This window comes from Streptomyces sp. NBC_01788, from assembly GCF_035917575.1.
Classification (GTDB): domain Bacteria; phylum Actinomycetota; class Actinomycetes; order Streptomycetales; family Streptomycetaceae; genus Streptomyces.
This window is the reverse complement of record NZ_CP109090.1, coordinates 4,857,262-4,873,413: the sequence shown is the minus strand read 5'-3', so window position 1 is coordinate 4,873,413 and position 16,152 is coordinate 4,857,262. Positions and strand designations below refer to the sequence as shown.

At 70.7% G+C, this 16,152-nt stretch carries 14 protein-coding genes; 3 read left to right on the top strand and 11 right to left on the bottom strand.

Annotated elements, in window-relative coordinates:
• Positions 1-22: 22 nt before the first annotated feature.
• Positions 23-1,039 (top strand): sigma-70 family RNA polymerase sigma factor, encoded by a 1,017-nt coding sequence (locus tag OIE49_RS22190; RefSeq protein WP_326803798.1) that lies wholly within the window; start codon positions 23-25, stop codon positions 1,037-1,039.
• On the opposite strand, the gene OIE49_RS22185 is transcribed toward OIE49_RS22190, so the two are convergent.
• A complete protein-coding gene (locus OIE49_RS22185) occupies positions 923-1,309 on the bottom strand; it encodes an STAS domain-containing protein (protein ID WP_326803797.1) in 387 nt (128 codons plus the stop codon). The two genes, OIE49_RS22190 and OIE49_RS22185, sit on opposite strands and share 117 nt — an antisense overlap.
• Positions 1,310-1,443: 134 nt before the next feature.
• Between OIE49_RS22185 and OIE49_RS22180 the strand changes: the two genes are divergently transcribed.
• On the top strand, positions 1,444-2,364 hold the full coding sequence (locus OIE49_RS22180) for an AEC family transporter (RefSeq protein ID WP_326803796.1): 921 nt from the start codon (positions 1,444-1,446) through the stop codon (positions 2,362-2,364).
• Positions 2,365-2,517: 153 nt separating this feature from the next.
• Here OIE49_RS22180 and OIE49_RS22175 read toward each other — a convergent pair whose 3' ends face one another.
• The 6 genes from OIE49_RS22175 to OIE49_RS22150 form a co-directional block, all read right to left on the bottom strand.
• Positions 2,518-3,801 (bottom strand): thymidine phosphorylase, encoded by a 1,284-nt coding sequence (locus OIE49_RS22175; protein WP_326803795.1) that lies wholly within the window; start codon positions 3,799-3,801, stop codon positions 2,518-2,520.
• An 81-nt stretch (positions 3,802-3,882) separates the two neighbouring features.
• Positions 3,883-4,284, bottom strand: a complete 402-nt coding sequence (locus OIE49_RS22170; protein WP_100569893.1) for a cytidine deaminase — start codon at positions 4,282-4,284, stop codon at positions 3,883-3,885.
• Positions 4,281-5,543 (bottom strand): ABC transporter permease, encoded by a 1,263-nt coding sequence (locus tag OIE49_RS22165; protein ID WP_326803794.1) that lies wholly within the window; start codon positions 5,541-5,543, stop codon positions 4,281-4,283. Before OIE49_RS22165 ends, OIE49_RS22170 begins: the two co-directional genes overlap by 4 nt.
• Complete coding sequence (locus OIE49_RS22160; protein WP_326803793.1) at positions 5,543-6,670, bottom strand: ABC transporter permease; 1,128 nt, start codon at positions 6,668-6,670, stop codon at positions 5,543-5,545. The genes OIE49_RS22165 and OIE49_RS22160 overlap by 1 nt, the downstream gene beginning before the upstream one ends.
• Positions 6,667-8,262: an ABC transporter ATP-binding protein gene (locus tag OIE49_RS22155; protein ID WP_326806301.1), complete on the bottom strand. Its 1,596-nt coding sequence runs from the start codon at positions 8,260-8,262 to the stop codon at positions 6,667-6,669. The genes OIE49_RS22160 and OIE49_RS22155 overlap by 4 nt, the downstream gene beginning before the upstream one ends.
• Positions 8,263-8,489: 227 nt before the next feature.
• A complete protein-coding gene (locus OIE49_RS22150; RefSeq protein ID WP_326803792.1) occupies positions 8,490-9,539 on the bottom strand; it encodes a BMP family lipoprotein in 1,050 nt (349 codons plus the stop codon).
• 785 nt (positions 9,540-10,324) lie between these two features.
• Here OIE49_RS22150 and OIE49_RS22145 point away from each other — a divergent pair.
• A complete protein-coding gene (locus OIE49_RS22145; RefSeq protein ID WP_326806300.1) occupies positions 10,325-11,149 on the top strand; it encodes an RNA-guided endonuclease InsQ/TnpB family protein in 825 nt (274 codons plus the stop codon).
• 36 nt (positions 11,150-11,185) lie between these two features.
• Here the strand turns inward: OIE49_RS22145 and OIE49_RS22140 are convergent, their stop codons facing one another.
• The 4 genes from OIE49_RS22140 to OIE49_RS22125 form a co-directional block, all read right to left on the bottom strand.
• Complete coding sequence (locus tag OIE49_RS22140) at positions 11,186-12,220, bottom strand: BMP family lipoprotein (RefSeq protein WP_326803791.1); 1,035 nt, start codon at positions 12,218-12,220, stop codon at positions 11,186-11,188.
• A gap of 271 nt (positions 12,221-12,491) precedes the next feature.
• On the bottom strand, positions 12,492-13,730 hold the full coding sequence (locus tag OIE49_RS22135; protein WP_100569887.1) for an amidohydrolase: 1,239 nt from the start codon (positions 13,728-13,730) through the stop codon (positions 12,492-12,494).
• 342 nt (positions 13,731-14,072) lie between these two features.
• Entirely contained in the window at positions 14,073-15,173 is a 1,101-nt protein-coding gene (locus tag OIE49_RS22130; RefSeq protein ID WP_326803790.1) for a hypothetical protein, read from the bottom strand.
• 34 nt (positions 15,174-15,207) lie between these two features.
• Positions 15,208-16,146, bottom strand: coding sequence for an N-acetylneuraminate synthase family protein (locus OIE49_RS22125; RefSeq protein ID WP_100569885.1), 939 nt, complete (start codon positions 16,144-16,146; stop codon positions 15,208-15,210).
• Positions 16,147-16,152 lie beyond the last annotated feature (6 nt).

The window sequence follows — 16,152 nt, the reverse complement described above, 5'->3', positions numbered from 1 at the left end:
CGGCCACGGGGGCGGGTGGACGATGGGAAACGGCACGACGGGGACGACGGGTCTCGACGAGCGGCTGGAGGAGTACCGGGTCGAGCTGACCGGTTACTGCTACCGCATGCTCGGCTCGTCCTTCGAGGCGGAGGACGCGGTCCAGGACACCCTCGTGCGGGCCTGGCGGAGCTACGACAAGTTCGAGGGGCGCTCCAGCCTCCGCTCGTGGCTCTACCGCATCGCGACGAACGTCTGCCTGGACATGCTGGCGGCGGGCAACAAGCGCGCCCGGCCCATGGACCTGACCGAGTCCACGCCACTGGCCCGCGCGGCACTGTCCCCGCGCCCGGACCACACCTGGCTGGAGCCGATGCCGGACGCCCGGGTTTTGCCTCCGGTGGAGGATCCGGCGGAGGCGGCCGTCACCAAGGACTCGGTGCGGCTCGCCTTCATGGCCACGTTGCAGCAACTGCCGCCCAAGCAGCGGGCCGTGCTGATCCTGCGCGAGGTGCTGGCCTGGCGGGCGAGTGAGGTCGCCGAGCTGCTGGGCACGTCGGTCGCCTCGGTCAACAGCGCCCTGCAGCGGGCCCGCGCCACGCTCGCCGAGCGGGGCGACAAGGCCGCCGAGGCGGCCGTTTCGGACCCGCTGGACGAGGCCCAGCGACGGCTTCTGGAGCGCTATGTGAAGGCGTTCGAGGGGTACGACATGGCGGAGCTGACCGCGCTGCTGCACGAGGACGCGGTGATGACGATGCCGCCGTTCGACCTGTGGCTGACGGGCCCCTCGGACATCACCGGCTTCATGACGACGCTGGGCGCGGCCTGCGCGGGCTCCCGGCTGCTGCCGGTGCGGGCCAACGGGATGCCGGGCTTCGCCCAGTACAAGCCGGACCCGGACAACGGCGGCTTCACCCCGTGGGCGGTGCAGGTCCTGGAGACGTCAGAGGGCCGGATCACCGGGTTCCACTGCTTCCTCGACACCCAGCGGTGGTTCCCGCTGTTCGGGCTGCCGCTCCATCTCGAAGGAGAGGCCGACCAGACCGAGGAGGGCGTCTAGCGCCGGATCGGGGTCGCGCAGCCGGATGCGGACGCCGGCCCGCCGGGCGGTGAGCTGGAGCCGCGCCAGCAGGTCAACCACACCGAGCCCCGGCGGTCCGAGCCCCCCGACGTCACACACCACAACTCCGGCCCGGGTGTCCTCCAGCAGGGCCCGCACGCCCGCGCACAGCCGCGCCATCTCCTCCCGGGTGACGGGGCCGGCGAGCACGAGCACGGCAGGTGTCCTGGCATCCACAGTCTGTAGACCGTGCGGCCGGGCACAACTCATCGCGGACCCGTGGCCAAAGGCCCGCCGGAGATCACATTGACCCGCTCCCCGCCCTCACCCGAGGGTGACCGTATGCCCCACGGATCAGCACCGCCCTGGATACCCGACGGCCTCCTGCCCGTGGAGGAGGCCGTGTGCAAGGGGTGCTGAGCGGGTTCGCGGTCATCGCGGTCGTGATCGGCGTCGGCTACGTCATCGGGCGCCGCGGCTCACTCGGCGACCAGGGCCGTGAGGTGCTGACCAGGCTGGCCTTCCACGTGGCGTCCCCCGCCCTGCTGTTCACGACGCTCGCGCGGGCCGACCTGTCGGTGATCTTCTCCAGCCGGCTGCTGGTGACGGCGCTGAGCACGGCCGTGACGGCGTGCGTCTTCGTGGCCTTCGGCGCGGTCCGCCGCTGGGGCGTGGGCCGCACCACGATCGGTGCCCTGTGCTCCAGCTATGCCAACTCCGGCAACCTCGGCATCCCGATCGCCGTGTACGTCCTGGGCGACGCCTCCCTGGTGGCCCCGGTGCTGCTGTTCCAGCAGATCATGGTCACGCCCATCGCCCTGACGGTGCTGGATCTCTCCGGCACGGGCGAGAAGGGATCCCTGTGGCAACGCCTGCTCACCCCGCTGCGCAACCCGATCGCGGTGGGCTCCCTGAGCGGGGTCCTGGTCTCCGCGACCGGCCTGCGGGTACCCGGCGCGGTCATGGACCCGATCGCCCTGATCGGCAACATGTCGGTCCCGGCCGTCCTGCTGGCCTACGGCATCTCCCTGCGCGGCAGCGCGGCCCCCGGCCGCGGCCGCGACCGCCACCTGGTGCTGCTCGCCGTCGCCCTGAAGTCGGTGGGCCAGCCACTGGTGGCCTGGGCCCTGGCGGCGGGCGTCTTCGACCTGAGCGGAGCGCCGCTGCTGGCAGTGGTGGTGACCTCGGCCCTGCCCGCCGCACAGAACCTGTTCACCTACGCGAGCCGCTACCGCGTCGGCGAGTCCCTGGCCCGCGAGTCCATCCTGCTGTCGACGATCCTGTCGGTGCCGGTGCTGGTGGTGGTCGCGGCACTGCTGGGCTGACGACCTGTCAGCCGCTGACGATGAGTGCGCTCACGACGGCTCCCTATCGGTGCGTCACCGATCCCAGCATGCGGAACGGGACCGGTGGAGGTCCACCGGTCCCGTTCACCCGAACAAGCCGTGACATCAGCGGCCTCCGGCCGCGGGCGCAGGTCAGGCGATACGTTCCAGCACCACCGGCGAGGCGGTGAAGTCCGTGCCGGGGGCCGCGATGTCGTACGAGCCCTCGACCGACTGGAGCGCGTACTCGAAGCGCTCGGCGGTGTCGGTGTGGAGGGTCAGGAGGGGCTGGCCCTCGGTCACCAGGTCGCCGGGCTTGGCGTGCAGCTCGACGCCCGCGCCCGCCTGGACCGGGTCCTCCTTGCGGGCACGGCCGGCGCCCAGGCGCCAGGCGGCGACACCGACGTCGTAGGCGTCGAGGCGGGTCAGGACGCCGGAGGACGGGGCCGTGATCACGTGCTGTTCCCGGGAGGTGGGCAGGGGGGCGTCGGGGTCGCCGCCCTGGGCCGCGATCATGCGGCGCCAGACGTCCATGGCGGAGCCGTCGGCCAGGGCCTTCGCCGGGTCCGCGTCCTTCAGGCCGGCCGCGTCCAGCATCTCGCGCGCCAGGGCCAGCGTCAGCTCGACCACGTCCGCCGGGCCGCCGCCGGCCAGGACCTCGACCGACTCACGGACCTCCAGCGCGTTGCCCGCCGTCAGGCCGAGCGGGGTCGACATGTCGGTCAGGAGCGCGACGGTCCGCACGCCGTGGTCGGTTCCCAGGCCGACCATCGTGGAGGCAAGCTCACGGGCGTCGTCGAGGGTCTTCATGAAGGCGCCGGTGCCCACCTTCACGTCGAGGACCAGCGAGCCCGTGCCCTCGGCGATCTTCTTGGACATGATGGAGGAGGCGATCAGCGGGATCGCCTCGACCGTGCCGGTCACATCGCGCAGGGCGTACAGCTTCTTGTCCGCGGGGGCCAGGCCGTCGCCCGCCGCGCAGATCACCGCGCCGGCGCCGTCCAGCACGGACAGCATCTCCTCGTTGGACAGCAGCGCACGCCAGCCGGGGATCGACTCCAGCTTGTCCAGCGTGCCGCCGGTGTGGCCGAGGCCGCGGCCCGAGAGCTGCGGGACGGCCGCGCCGCAGGCCGCGACCAGCGGGGCCAGCGGCAGCGTGATCTTGTCACCGACACCGCCCGTGGAGTGCTTGTCGGCGGTGGGGCGGGACAGGGAGGAGAAGTCCATGCGCTCGCCGGAGGCGATCATCGCCGCGGTCCAGCGGGCGATCTCCCCCCGGTTCATGCCGTTGAGGAGGATGGCCATCGCGAGCGCGGACATCTGCTCGTCGGCGACCTCCCCGCGGGTGTACGCGTCGATCACCCAGTCGATCTGCTCGCCGCTGAGTTCGCCGCGGTCCCGCTTGGTGCGGATGACGGAGATGGCGTCCATGGCCATGAGGTTCGGTTCCTTCCGGGGTGCGAAGGGGGCGGGCGGCTTCCCCGGCCCCAAGGGGGGTACGGGAAAGCCGCCCGGGTCCTACTTGGTGAGGTGGTCCGGCCCGAAGGCCTGCGGCAGCATCTCGGACAGCGGCAGGATTCCCGCCGGGGTCTCCAGGATCAGCTCCGGCCCGCCGAACTCGTACAGCAGCTGGCGGCAGCGCCCGCACGGGACGAGGATCTCGCCCTTGCCGTCCACGCACGTGAAGTGCGTCAGCCGGCCGCCCCCGGTGTTCGCGAGCTGCGAGACCAGACCGCACTCGGCGCACAGGCCGAGCCCGTAGGAGGCGTTCTCGACGTTGCAGCCGGTGACGATCCGGCCGTCGTCGGCCAGGGCGGCGGCGCCGACCGGGTAGTTCGAGTAGGGGACGTACGCGCGGGTCATCGCCGCGCGCGCCTCCTGGCGCAGCGCCGCCCAGTCGACCGTCGTGTCCGCGCTCACTTGCCCTGTCCCTTCCGGTACGGCTGACCGTCCGCCTTCGGCATCCGCAGGTGCTGTGCCGAGAGCGACAGCACCAGCAGGGTGACGATGTACGGCGTGGCGGTCACGACCTGCTTGGGCACCTCGTGGGTGCCGAGGTACCAGGCGAACATCCCCGCCGAGACCACGGCGGTGATGACGGCGGGCACCAGCCTCTTCTTCCAGAGCAGGTATGCCGCGCCGAACACCAGCAGGATCGCAAGCAAAAGGATCAGCGCGTGCACGTTGGTGGTGCCGCCACGCAGGTTCAGGCTGTCGGTGTAGCCGAACAGGCCGGCGCCGAGGGCGAGGCCGCCCGGCATCCAGTTGCCGAAGATCATCGCGGCGAGACCGATGTAACCGCGGCCGGCGGTCTGGCCGTCGAGGTAGACGTTCGAGGCCACGATGGACAGGAACGCGCCGCCGAGGCCGGCGAAGCCGCCGGAGATGATGACGGCGATGTACTTGTACTTGTAGACGTTGACGCCGAGCGACTCGGCGGCCACCGGGTTCTCGCCGCAGGAGCGCAGGCGCAGCCCGAAGGCGGTGCGCCACAGCACCCACCAGGACAGCGGCACCAGGGCGACCGCGATGACGGTCAGCGGCGACAGGCCGGTGATCAGACCGCCGAGCAGGCCGGCGACGTCGGAGACCAGGAACCAGTGCTTGCCGTTGAGGGTCTCCAGCCAGCTGGACAGGCCCGGTATGTCGAAGGTGCCGAGCGAGTCGATCGGCGGGGACTGCTTCGAGGAACCCCCGGGGGCGTGCTCGAAGGTGAACTTCGACAGGTAGCGGGTGGTGCCGAGTGCCAGGATGTTGATCGCCACACCGGAGACGATGTGGTTGACGTTGAAGGTCACCGTGGCGATGGCGTGCAGGACGGCGCCGAGCGCGCCGCCGATGATGCCGAAGACGACACCGGCCCACGGGCCCCACTGGTAGCCGGCCCAGGCGCCGAACCAGGTGCCGAGGATCATCATGCCCTCGAGGCCGATGTTGACGACGCCGGACCGCTCGGCCCACAGGCCGCCGAGGCCGGCGAGGCCGATCGGGACGGCCAGGCGCAGCGCGGTGGACATCTGGCCGGTCGAGGTGATGCCGTTCGCGCCGGTGACGATGCGGACGACCGAGGTCAGGACCAGCACGCCCGCGATGATCAGCAGGAGTACCGGGAGGGAGACACGGCGGCTGCCCTTGCCGGGCTGTTTGGCCTGCGGCTTGGCGATGGTCGCGGTGGACATCAGGCCGCCACCTCCTTCTTCTGGACGTTGTTCTGGGCGGCGGCCGCGGCGAGCTCGGCGCCGACCTGCTTCTGCTGGCGGCGCAGGCCCCACTGGCGAACGGCCTCGTAGGAGATGACGACCGCGAAGACGATCAAGCCCTGCATGATGGTGGCGATCTCCTTCTCGTACGCCACGGGGGTGGCGTAGTCGAGGGCGGGAGAGGCCTTGTCGAGGAAGGCGATCAGGAGGGCGGCGAAGGCGATGCCGACCGGGTTGTTGCGGCCGAGCAGGGCGATGGTGATGCCGGTGAAGCCGAGGCCGGTCGGGAAGCTCAGGCTGTAGGTGTGGGCGTCGCCGAGCAGCAGCGGCAGGCCGGACAGGCCCGCGACCGCGCCGGAGATCAGCATGGCGGTGAGCACCATCTTCTTGGCGTTCACACCGGATGCGGCGGCGGCGCTCTCCGACGCGCCGGTGGCGCGCAGGTCGAAGCCGAAGCGGGTGCGGTTGAGGACGATCCAGTAGACGACGCCCATGGCGACGGCGAGGACGACCAGGCCGTAGATCTGGCCGACGTCCGAGCCGAGGTCGATGCCCGAGACCCAGCCGGACTCCTTCATGGTGCCGGTCGTCATGTTGTTGCCGACCTGCACACCGAAGACGTCGCTGAGGGTGAGGTAGCCGATGAGGCTGGTGGCGATGGCGTTGAGCATGATCGTGGCGACGACCTCGCTCACGCCCCGGGTGACCTTCAGCAGACCCGCGACACCGGCCCAGAGGGCGCCGGTGAGCATGCCGACGAGCAGCAGCGTCGGTATCTGCAGGAAGGACGGCAGCGCCAGGTGGGCGCCGACGACGGCGGTCATCATCGCGGCGAGCCGGTACTGGCCGTCGACGCCGATGTTGAACAGGTTCATGCGGAAGCCGACGGCCACCGCGAGCGCCGCCAGGTAGTACATCGACGCCTGGTTGATGATCAGCACCTGGACGTCGGAGTACGACGCCTGCTCGAGCATCAGCGTGTACGGCTCGATCGGGCTCTTGCCCGAGGCGATCAGCACGACCGAGGTCAGCAGGATCGCCGCGACGAGCGCGATGACCGGGCCGGCCACCGCGAGGAGCACGCGCTCCTTGTCGAACTTCTTCATCGGGCCTCGTCCTCCGGACCGGCGTCTTCCGCGGTGGTTTCGGTGTCTTCCAGATGGCCGGACGCGGCACCCGTCATGGCCGAGCCCAGCTGCTCGGGGGTGATGGTGGCGGGGTCGGCGTCGGCGACCAGGCGGCCGTTGTAGATCACCCGCAGGGTGTCGGACAGACCGATCAGCTCGTCCAGGTCGGCGGAGATCAGCAGCACCGCCAGGCCCTCGCGGCGGGCCTCACGGATGTGGTCCCAGATCGCGGCCTGCGCGCCGACGTCCACACCGCGGGTGGGGTGGGCGGCGATCAGGAACTTGGGGCTGTGGCTCATCTCACGGCCGACGATCAGCTTCTGCTGGTTGCCGCCGGACAGGGAGGCGGCGGTGACGTCGATGCCGGGGGTGCGGACGTCGTACTCCTCGACGATCCGGCGGGTGTCCTCCTGGGCGCCCTTGGGGTCGAGCCAGAAGCCCTTGGCGTTGGGGCGCTCGGTGACGTGGCCGAGGATGCGGTTCTCCCACAGCGGGGCCTCCAGCAGGAGCCCGTGCCGGTGGCGGTCCTCGGGGATGTAGCCGACGCCGGACTCGCGGCGCCTGCGGGTGGGCCAGGAGGTGACGTCCTCGTCCCCGAGGGTGATCGTGCCGGAGTCGGCGGACTGCAGGCCGATGAGCGCCTCGATCAGCTCGGTCTGGCCATTGCCCTCGACGCCCGCGAGGCCGAGGACCTCGCCGGCGCGGATGGTGAAGCTGATGTCGTCGAGGACGGCCCGGCCGCCCTCGGCCTCCAGGCGCAGCTTGTCGACGGTGAGGACCGCGCGGTCGGTGACCGTGGACTCGGCGGTCTCCGGGGTGGGCAGTTCGCTGCCGACCATCATCTCGGCGAGCTGGCGCGAGGTGGTCTCGGCGGGAACGGCCGTGCCCACGGTGGTGCCGCGGCGGATGACGGTGATGTCGTCCGCGACCGACAGGACCTCGCCCAGCTTGTGGGAGATGAAGATGACCGACAGGCCCTCGGCCTTGAGCTCGCGCAGGTTGTCGAAGAGCGCGTCGACCTCCTGCGGGACGAGCACGGCGGTCGGCTCGTCGAGGATGAGGGTGCGGGCGCCGCGGTAGAGGACCTTGAGGATCTCCACGCGCTGACGGTCGGCGACGCCGAGGTTCTCGACCAGGGCGTCGGGGCGGACGCCGAGGCCGTAGCGGTCGGAGATCTCCTTGATCTTCCTTCGGGCGCCGCCGCCGATGCCGTACAGCTTCTCGCTGCCGAGGGCGACGTTCTCCAGCACGGTCATGTTGTCGGCCAGCATGAAGTGCTGGTGGACCATGCCGATGCCGCGGGCGATGGCGTCGGCGGGGCTGCCGAAGCTCACCTCCTCGCCGTCGACCGCGATGGTGCCCTCGTCCGGCTTCTGCATGCCGTAGAGGATCTTCATCAGGGTGGACTTGCCGGCGCCGTTCTCGCCGACGAGGGCGTGCACGGTTCCCTTGCGGACCGTCAGGTGGATGTCGTGGTTGGCCACGACCCCGGGGAACCGTTTGGTGATGCCCGCGAGCTCTACCGCGATGGTCGGCTGGGCGGTGAGCGGAGGGCTGCTGGACGCGTCGATGGCGACTCTCCTTGGGGAAAGGGGCCGCTCTACGCGCGTAGCGCCCCTGCTTTAAATAGTGCCCGGACCTGATCGACCTTGACTTGTCCTCGATCCGTTCCGAGCATTCTGCCGCGTGAACGGGGTGCGAGTCGCTGTGCGCTTCCACACCCCGTTCCGCCGCTGTGACGCTGCCGCCGCAGCGTCGTTCAGGCCATCCCTACGAGGGGCCGCCCGCGGTCGTTCGGTCAGGAGTCCTTGACCGTGATCGAGCCGTTCTTGATGGCTTCCTCGGCCTTCTTGATCGCCTTCTGGAGGTCGGCGTTCTTCTTGAAGACGGGGTTGGAGTCGGAAAGGCTCACACCGCCGGTGGCCAGGCTGGCGCGCACCTCACCGGTCTCGGGCTTGCCGTCCTTGACGGACTTGGCCAGGTTGAAGACCGCGCCGGAGACGTCCTTCATGGCCGAGGTGAGGATCGAGTCCTTGTACTTGGCCAGCGCGCCCTGCTTGTACTGGTCGGAGTCGACGCCGATGGCCCAGATCTTGTGCTCGGAGGCGGCCTTGATCACGCCCTGGCCGGACAGGCCCGCGGCGGCGTAGACGACGTCGGCACCGGCGTCGATCTGGCCGTTGGCGGCGTTCTCACCCTTGTCGGGGCTGGAGAAACCGCCCTCCTCGGCGGTCTGGGTCAGGTACTGCGACTTGACCGTGACGCCCTTCTTGGTGTCCGCGACGCCCTGCTTGAAGCCCGCCTCGAACTTGTGGATGAGCGGGACGTCCACGCCGCCGATGAAGCCGACGGTGTTCGTCTTGGTCGTCTTGGCGGCGGCGACACCGGCCAGGTAGGAGGCCTGCTCCTCGTGGAAGACCAGGTCGGTGACGTTGCTCGCCGAGATCTGGTTGTCGTCGACGATGCCGAAGGTGGTCTTCGGGAACTTGGCGGCGGCGGCCTTGACGGCCGGCGCGTAGGCGAAGCCGACGCCGACCACCGGATTGTAGCCCTGCTTGGCGAGGGTCTCCAGGCGCTGTACCTTGTCGGCGTCCGACTCGCCGTCCTGCGGCTCGACGGCAGTGCTCTTGTAACCGAACTCCTGGTCGGCCTTGTCCATGCCGGCCGTGGCGGCGTCGTTGAAGGACTGGTCGCCCTTGCCGCCGACGTCGTAGGCGAGGGCAAGACCGAGGTTCTTGTCGCCGCCACCGGCCGACGAGCTGGACGAGCTGCTGCCACATGCGGAAACAGTGACGGCGAGAGCTGCGGTTGCGACACCTGCAACCGCTATACGGGACACCCGGCGCATGGAACGAGACTCCTTCGTGCAAGCGCCCATACCAGGCGCTGGTTCCGCCGCAGCGTAACGCGCGTAGACATGGCGGAAAACCCCTCCTTGCCAGAGTGTTATCCGACCGTTTTGATCCTTCGGTTCCAATCTGGCCCGGCGCGGGCACACACCGGGGACGCCCAGCGCCCCGTGGCCCGGCGGGTCATGGGCGCCCTGCTACCCGCGGACTCCGTGACGGTGCGGTGGCAGCAGCGCGGAGTGCATGGCAGCCTGCCCGGCGGAGCCGGATGAACGCGAACACGTGTGCTGGTGTTCACCGGTCGGGGTGGCCGCACCGGAAGAGGGGTGCGGCTGTTCGGGTGTCGTGCGTACGGTCGTCTGGTGGGTTCCGAGTGATCGGGGCAAGTGCCGAGGGGGTGACAGGCGTGGCGATGGGGCGGGAGACCGCTGGGGCGGGGCATGCCCGGTACACGTATCGGCTGCGGGTGTCGGCCACGGCCCGTATCGGGTTGGAGGGGGAGTGGGGGCGGTGCCGGTGGGTGTGGAACGAGTGCGTGGCCCGTTCCAGGAAGGCCCACGCCGAGGGTGAGGTCTGCGGTCGGCCCGCCTGGACCGGATGCTCACCCGGGCCCGCGCGGTGACACCGTGGCTGGTCGCGGGTGCCTCGGTACCTCAGCAGCAGACCGTCCGCGACTTCGCCGCGTCCCGCGCGAAGGCCCTGAAGGACGTCAAGGACCGGCTACCCGTCAAGCGGCGGGCCGGTATGCCCCCGGCGCAAGAAGAAGCACGAGACCGGTCCGACGCTGAACTACACGCGGCGCGGGTTCCGCCTCAAGGACTGGCGCCTGCACCTGGCGGGCGGGATCGTCCTGACCGTGGTGTGGTCCCGTCCCCTCCCGGCCGAACCCTCCTCGGTACGCGTCTTTACCGCGACCGCCTCGGCCACTGGTACGCCTCGCGTCGTCCCCGCCCAGACCGAGCCGCTCCCGCCGACGGGTGCGGTGATCGGCATCGACTGGGGCGTCAAGGAGACCGCCACCACCACCTCCTACGCCCATGACCTCCCCCACGCCCAGCACGGCCACAGGAGCCAGGCCAAGCTGGGCCACTACGACCGGATGATGGCCCGCCGAAGGCCCAAGAAGGGGCAGGCCGCGTCGAAGGGCTACCGGGAGGCGAAGAAGTGGCGGGCCAAGACCTGCGCGAAGATCGCCCGGCAGCACCAGGACACCGCCCGCAAGTGGGCGAAGAAAGTCGTGCGCGACCACGATGCGATCGCGGTGGAGGACTTCCGGCCCAAGTTCCTCGCGAAGACGACCATGGCGCGCAAGGCGGCCGACGCCGCGATCGGCGCCACCAAGCAGGCCCTGATCGAGATCGGCCGCAAACACGCGCGGGACGTACGCCTGGTGCATCCCGCCCACACCACCATGGACTGCGGATCGTGCGGAGCGAGAACCAAGCACGCACTGCCGCTGTCCGAACGCACCTACACCTGCACGGCGTGCGGAGCCTTCTCCCCCCGGGACAAGAACTCCGCCCGCGTGATGCTCGTCCGGGCAGGTCTGAACCCGGCTGGCGTCGAGGGCGCAAGACCTCCTGGAGCGCTGCTCCAGGAGGCGGCCTGAGCCAGGAATCCCCTCTCCCATCAGGGAGGGGAGCACTCATTGGGTCTTGATGGTGACCTTGCCGTCGATGATGTCCTGCTTGGCCTTGTCGACGGCGGCGACGACGTCCTTCATGGCCTTGTACTTCGGGTTGGAGTCGGCGAAGCCCACGCCGCCCGACTTCAGGTCGCCGCGCACCTCGCCGGACAGCGGCTTGCCGTCGACGACAGACTTGGTCAGCTCGTAGACCGCGCCGCCGACGTTCTTCAGGGCCGAGCCGAGGATCCACTCCTTGTACTTGTCCAGGGAGCCCTGCTGGTACTGGTCGGAGTCGACGCCGATCGCCCACACCTTGTGCGCGGCGGCGGACTTGATGACGCCCTGACCGGACAGGCCGGCCGCGTGGTAGACGACGTCGGCGCCGGCGTCGATCTGGCCGTTGGTGGCGCTCTCGCCCTTGTCGGGGCTGGAGAAACCGCCCTCCTGCGGGGTCTGCGTCAGGTACTGCTTCTCGATCTTGATCTTCGGGTTGACCGACTGGGCACCCTGGACGTAACCCGCCTCGAACTTGTGGATGAGCGGGATGTCCACACCGCCGATGAACCCGATGTGGTTCTTCTTGGTGGCCTTGGCGGCGGCGACACCGGCGAGGTAGGAGGCCTGCTCCTCGTGGAAGACCATGTCGGCGACGTTGTCGGCCTTCACGGTCTCGTCGTCGATGATGCCGAAGGTCGTCTTCGGGAACTTGGCGGCGACCGCCTTGACCGCCGGGCCGTACACGAAGCCGACCCCGATGATCGGGTTGTAACCGGCCTTGGCGAGCTGTTCGAGGCGCTGGATCTTGTCGGCGTCGGACTCGCTGTCGTTCGGCTCGACGTCCCGGCCGCCGATCTTGAACTCGCTCTCGGCCTTCTCGAAACCGGAGAAAGCGGCGTCGTTGAAGGACTGGTCGCCCTTGCCGCCGATGTCGTACGCCAGGCCTATGCCCTTGCCGGAGTACGCGCCGGACGCGTCGGAGCCGCCGCCGCCGGACGAGTCGTTGCTGGACTTGCCGCACCCGGCGGCCGCGAGCGCGATGACCGCTACGGTCACCGCGGCTCGGGAGAACCTGGTCCTCGATGAGTTCAGACGCACAGCAAGCACCCCTTCTTGCCCACGGCACCGTCGCCGGCCCGCTTTCCCCATGAGCCGCCGCTGGTGGCGATTCCGGCGCACAGTAACGCGCGTAGAGGCCGAGGGAAACGGGGTTGAACCCGGCGTTACCGAACCGTGCCGACAGGGGGTGATTCGCGGGGCCCGGGACGGGGACGGGTGACACGGCCGGAGGAAGGGGCACCTTCCGGGCGCCCCTTCGCCGGCCGGATCAGTGCGTCGGGTGCAGCAGGGCGGCGGCGGTGAACAGCTCCACGCCCACCCTGATGGCGGACTCGTCGGCGTCGAAGTCGCCCTGGTGCAGGTCGCGCACGGTCCGCTCGCCCGGGGTGCGGACCCCGAGCCGGGCCATCGCGCCGGGCACGTTCTCCAGGTACCAGGAGAAGTCCTCGCCGCCGAGGCTCTGCTCGGTGTCCTCCACGGCGGCGGCGCCGCGCCGGGCGGTCATCGCCTCGCGCAGCAGTTCGGTCACCACCGGTTCGTTGACGACCGGCGGCACCCCGCGCACGTAGTTGATCTCGGACTTGGCCTTGTGCAGGTTGGCGACCTCGTCGATCGCGGCGACCACGATGTCGGGCGCCTGCCGCCAGGCGTGGATGTCCAGGCATCGGACCGTCCCGGCGAGTTCGGCGTGCTGCGGGACCACGTTCGGGGCGTGCCCGGACTCGATCCGCCCCCAGGTCACGGCGAGCCCGGCGCGGGTGTCGACCCGCCGTCCGACGAGCGCGGGCACGTCGGTGACCACCCGGGCGGCGGCGGTGACGAGGTCCGTCGTCAGGTGCGGTCGCGCGGTGTGCCCACCGGGGCCGTCCAGCATGACCTCCAGCCGGTCGCAGGCGGAGGTGATGGGTCCCTGGCGCAGTCCGATCCGGCCGGCGTCGACCCGGGGGTCGCAGTGCACCGCGACGATCCGGCTCACTCCGTCCAGCGCGCCGCTCTTGATGACCTCGGCGGCGCCGCCGGGCAGCACCTCCTCCGCGGGCTGGAAGATCAGCCGCACGGGCCGCGGCAGCAGCCCCCGCCGGTGCAGGTCCGCGAGGACCAGTCCGGCGCCGAGGACGACGGAGGTGTGCACGTCGTGCCCGCAGGCGTGGGCGCGGTCGGGCACGGTGGAGCGGTACGGGATCTCGCTCTTGGTGTCGGGGATGGGCAGGGCGTCGATGTCGGCGCGCAGGGCGAGCACACCCGGCCCCCCGCCACCGGGATCGCCCCCGATGTCGCAGACGAGCCCGGTCCCGGCCGGCAGGACCCGCGGCGCGAGCCCGGCCTCCTCCAGCCGCTCCTTGATCGCGGCGGTGGTACGGAACTCCTGGTTGCCGAGCTCGGGGTGCATGTGCAGGTCGCGCCGGAACGCGACGAGCTCGGCGTACAGCGCCTCCGGCAGGGTGCCGGGAAGGGCGGCTTCCGCGGTGGCATCAGCGGGGAGATCGGCCTCGGACTCTGGGGACATCAGTTGCTTCACCCTCTGAAGGGTAGGACGCCGGGGTGGTCAACTGACCCTCGATCAACAAAAGTTCAACCCGTCAGGGGAAGGAAAGGTGACCGCCCGGCGCATACGTATCGACTGGGATGGGTAAACTCGCCCGCCTTCGCCGGCCGAGCGGATCACGGGGCTCCGGGGGGAGTGGCTCACGTCACGCCCCTGGCACCCCGCCCCATTTGTTCTTTTCTCCACGCATACCACGTCCCACGGGAACCACGCCCGCAATGTTCACCTGGCGGACGGCCGTCCGTGGGGCTCCCGTCCCCTCCAGGCCCCTCGGAGCCGCCCCTGAACGCCCCGGAGGGGCGTTCAGCCGGTCTGGGCCGTACGGGCGAGGCGATGCACGTCACGGGCGGTGCCGGTGACGCCGGAGAGGAAGCCCTGGGCCCGCGGGGAGGCGTGCGCCGTCAGCCAGCTCGGGTCGATGTCGCAGACAGTGACGCGCACCCCCGTGCCGGCCAGGGCGAGCGGCAGGGTGTGCACGACGGTGGACGGGAAGCTGAGGATCGTACGGCCGATCGGGCCCCGGCGGGCGATCAGCTCCAGGGGAAGCTCGGGGCGGACGACCTGGAGGCCGGTCTCCACGGCCAGCCGGTGCAGTTTCTCGGCGCTCTCGCGCCGGTGGGCGAAGTAGCGGGTCGCCCCGTGCGCCTCGGCCAGTGCCCGCACGGCGTCCAGGTACCGGTCGCCGTCGACGACGCCCGTCTCGACCAGCGACGTGCCCACCAGGTCGGCGCCCGCGGTGACGCCGGGCGGCCCGAAACGGGCGCGGGTCCAGGCGAAGCGGTTCGCGGTGACGGTCACGCCCCGCGGGGTCTCGTCGATCGGCATGGACGAGAACACCTCCACCCGGCGGCGTTCCCCGTGAGGGGTGAGCCGGCGCCGGGCGACGGCCGACACCGGGCCGAGGACGAGGTCCCGCGGGCCGCGGCGGCCGCCCTTGCGGTGCCAGCGCACCAGCCGCTCGCCGCGGGCGAGCTGGCCGACGAACTCCATCGTCGCCGTGCCGTCGTCCACGACCACGAGCTCCCGCGCCCGGGTGATCGTCAGCAGCAGCTGCACATAGCGCGAGAACGGGTCCCCCATCACGACCCGCTCGGCCCGCCGGAGCGGCCCGGCCAGGCCGCCGATGGTCCGCAGCGGCGCCCCGGCCCCGCCCCGCGCCTCCTCCCAGCGCACCTCGTGCCCCTCGTCCCGGGCGAGCTGGGCCATCCGCCGCAGCTGGCCGCGGCTCATCGGATCGGTCGGCGACAGCACGACGAGGGTGAGCCCCGACTCCGGGCGGGCGCCGGAAGCGGTCCCGCCCGGACCGGGGGCGCGGTCGGCCGTATGACCGCGGGCGTGAGCCCACTCCAGCACGTTCAGCAGTTGTACCGGGCTCTCGACGAAGGCGAGGGTGCGGGGGCTCATCGGCGCGGGACCGTCCGTGTTAAGGGGCTGGGGCTCACACCGCGACCGGCTCGCCCGCGGCCGCGGCGATCTCCGCCTCGGCGACGACGCCGGTGACACGGCGCAGCTTCTTCATCGGGCCGCGCTCGGAGTCGTAGACCTTCTTGACGCCGTCGCCGAGGGAGGCCTCGATGGTGCGGATGTCGCGGACCAGGCGCTGCAGGCCCTGCGGCTCGACGGAGGCGGCCTGGTCGGAGCCCCACATGGCGCGGTCCAGGGTGATGTGGCGCTCGACGAAGACGGCGCCCAGGGCGACCGCGGCCAGCGTGGTCTGCAGGCCGGTCTCGTGGCCGGAGTAGCCGATCGGGACGTTCGGGTACTCCTTCTCCAGGGTGTTGATCACGCGCAGGTTCAGCTCCTCGGCCTTCGCCGGGTACGTCGACGTGGCGTGGCACAGCAGGATGTTGTCCGAGCCCAGCACCTCCACTGCGTGGCGTATCTGCTTGGGCGTGGACATGCCGGTGGAGAGGATGACCGTGCGGCCGGTCGCGCGCAGGGCGCGCAGCAGCTCGTCGTCCGTCAGGGACGCGGAGGCCACCTTGTGGGCGGGCACGTCGAACTTCTCCAGGAACGCGACGGCCTCGGTGTCCCACGGGGAGGCGAACCAGGCGATGCCCTTCTCCCGGCAGTACTCGTCGATCTGGCGGTACTCGTCCTCACCGAACTCCACGCGGTGGCGGTAGTCGATGTAGGTCATCCGGCCCCAGGGGGTGTCGCGCTCGATGTCCCACTGGTCGCGCGGGGTGCAGATCTCGGGCGTGCGCTTCTGGAACTTGACGGCGTCGCAGCCGGCCTCGGCGGCGGCGTCGATCAGCTTGAAGGCGTTCTCGATGTCGCCGTTGTGGTTGATGCCGATCTCGCCGGTGACGTAGACGGGGCGGCCGGGGCCGGCCTCGCGCGAACCGAAGGTGCGGATGCGGGAGTTGGTGCTCATGGCAGG

What these genes read in the sequence shown, in the direction of transcription:
- OIE49_RS22125 (WP_100569885.1), bottom strand. Translation starts at nt 16,146, where the DNA reads ATGAGCACCAACTCCCGCATCCGCACCTTCGGTTCGCGCGAGGCCGGC.
- OIE49_RS22165 (WP_326803794.1), bottom strand. Translation starts at nt 5,543, where the DNA reads ATGTCCACCGCGACCATCGCCAAGCCGCAGGCCAAACAGCCCGGCAAG.
- OIE49_RS22160 (WP_326803793.1), bottom strand. Translation starts at nt 6,670, where the DNA reads ATGAAGAAGTTCGACAAGGAGCGCGTGCTCCTCGCGGTGGCCGGCCCG.
- OIE49_RS22185 (WP_326803797.1), bottom strand. Translation starts at nt 1,309, where the DNA reads ATGAGTTGTGCCCGGCCGCACGGTCTACAGACTGTGGATGCCAGGACA.
- OIE49_RS22190 (WP_326803798.1), top strand. Translation starts at nt 23, where the DNA reads ATGGGAAACGGCACGACGGGGACGACGGGTCTCGACGAGCGGCTGGAG.
- OIE49_RS22135 (WP_100569887.1), bottom strand. Translation starts at nt 13,730, where the DNA reads ATGTCCCCAGAGTCCGAGGCCGATCTCCCCGCTGATGCCACCGCGGAA.
- OIE49_RS22175 (WP_326803795.1), bottom strand. Translation starts at nt 3,801, where the DNA reads ATGGCCATGGACGCCATCTCCGTCATCCGCACCAAGCGGGACCGCGGC.
- OIE49_RS22130 (WP_326803790.1), bottom strand. Translation starts at nt 15,173, where the DNA reads ATGAGCCCCCGCACCCTCGCCTTCGTCGAGAGCCCGGTACAACTGCTG.
- OIE49_RS22150 (WP_326803792.1), bottom strand. Translation starts at nt 9,539, where the DNA reads ATGCGCCGGGTGTCCCGTATAGCGGTTGCAGGTGTCGCAACCGCAGCT.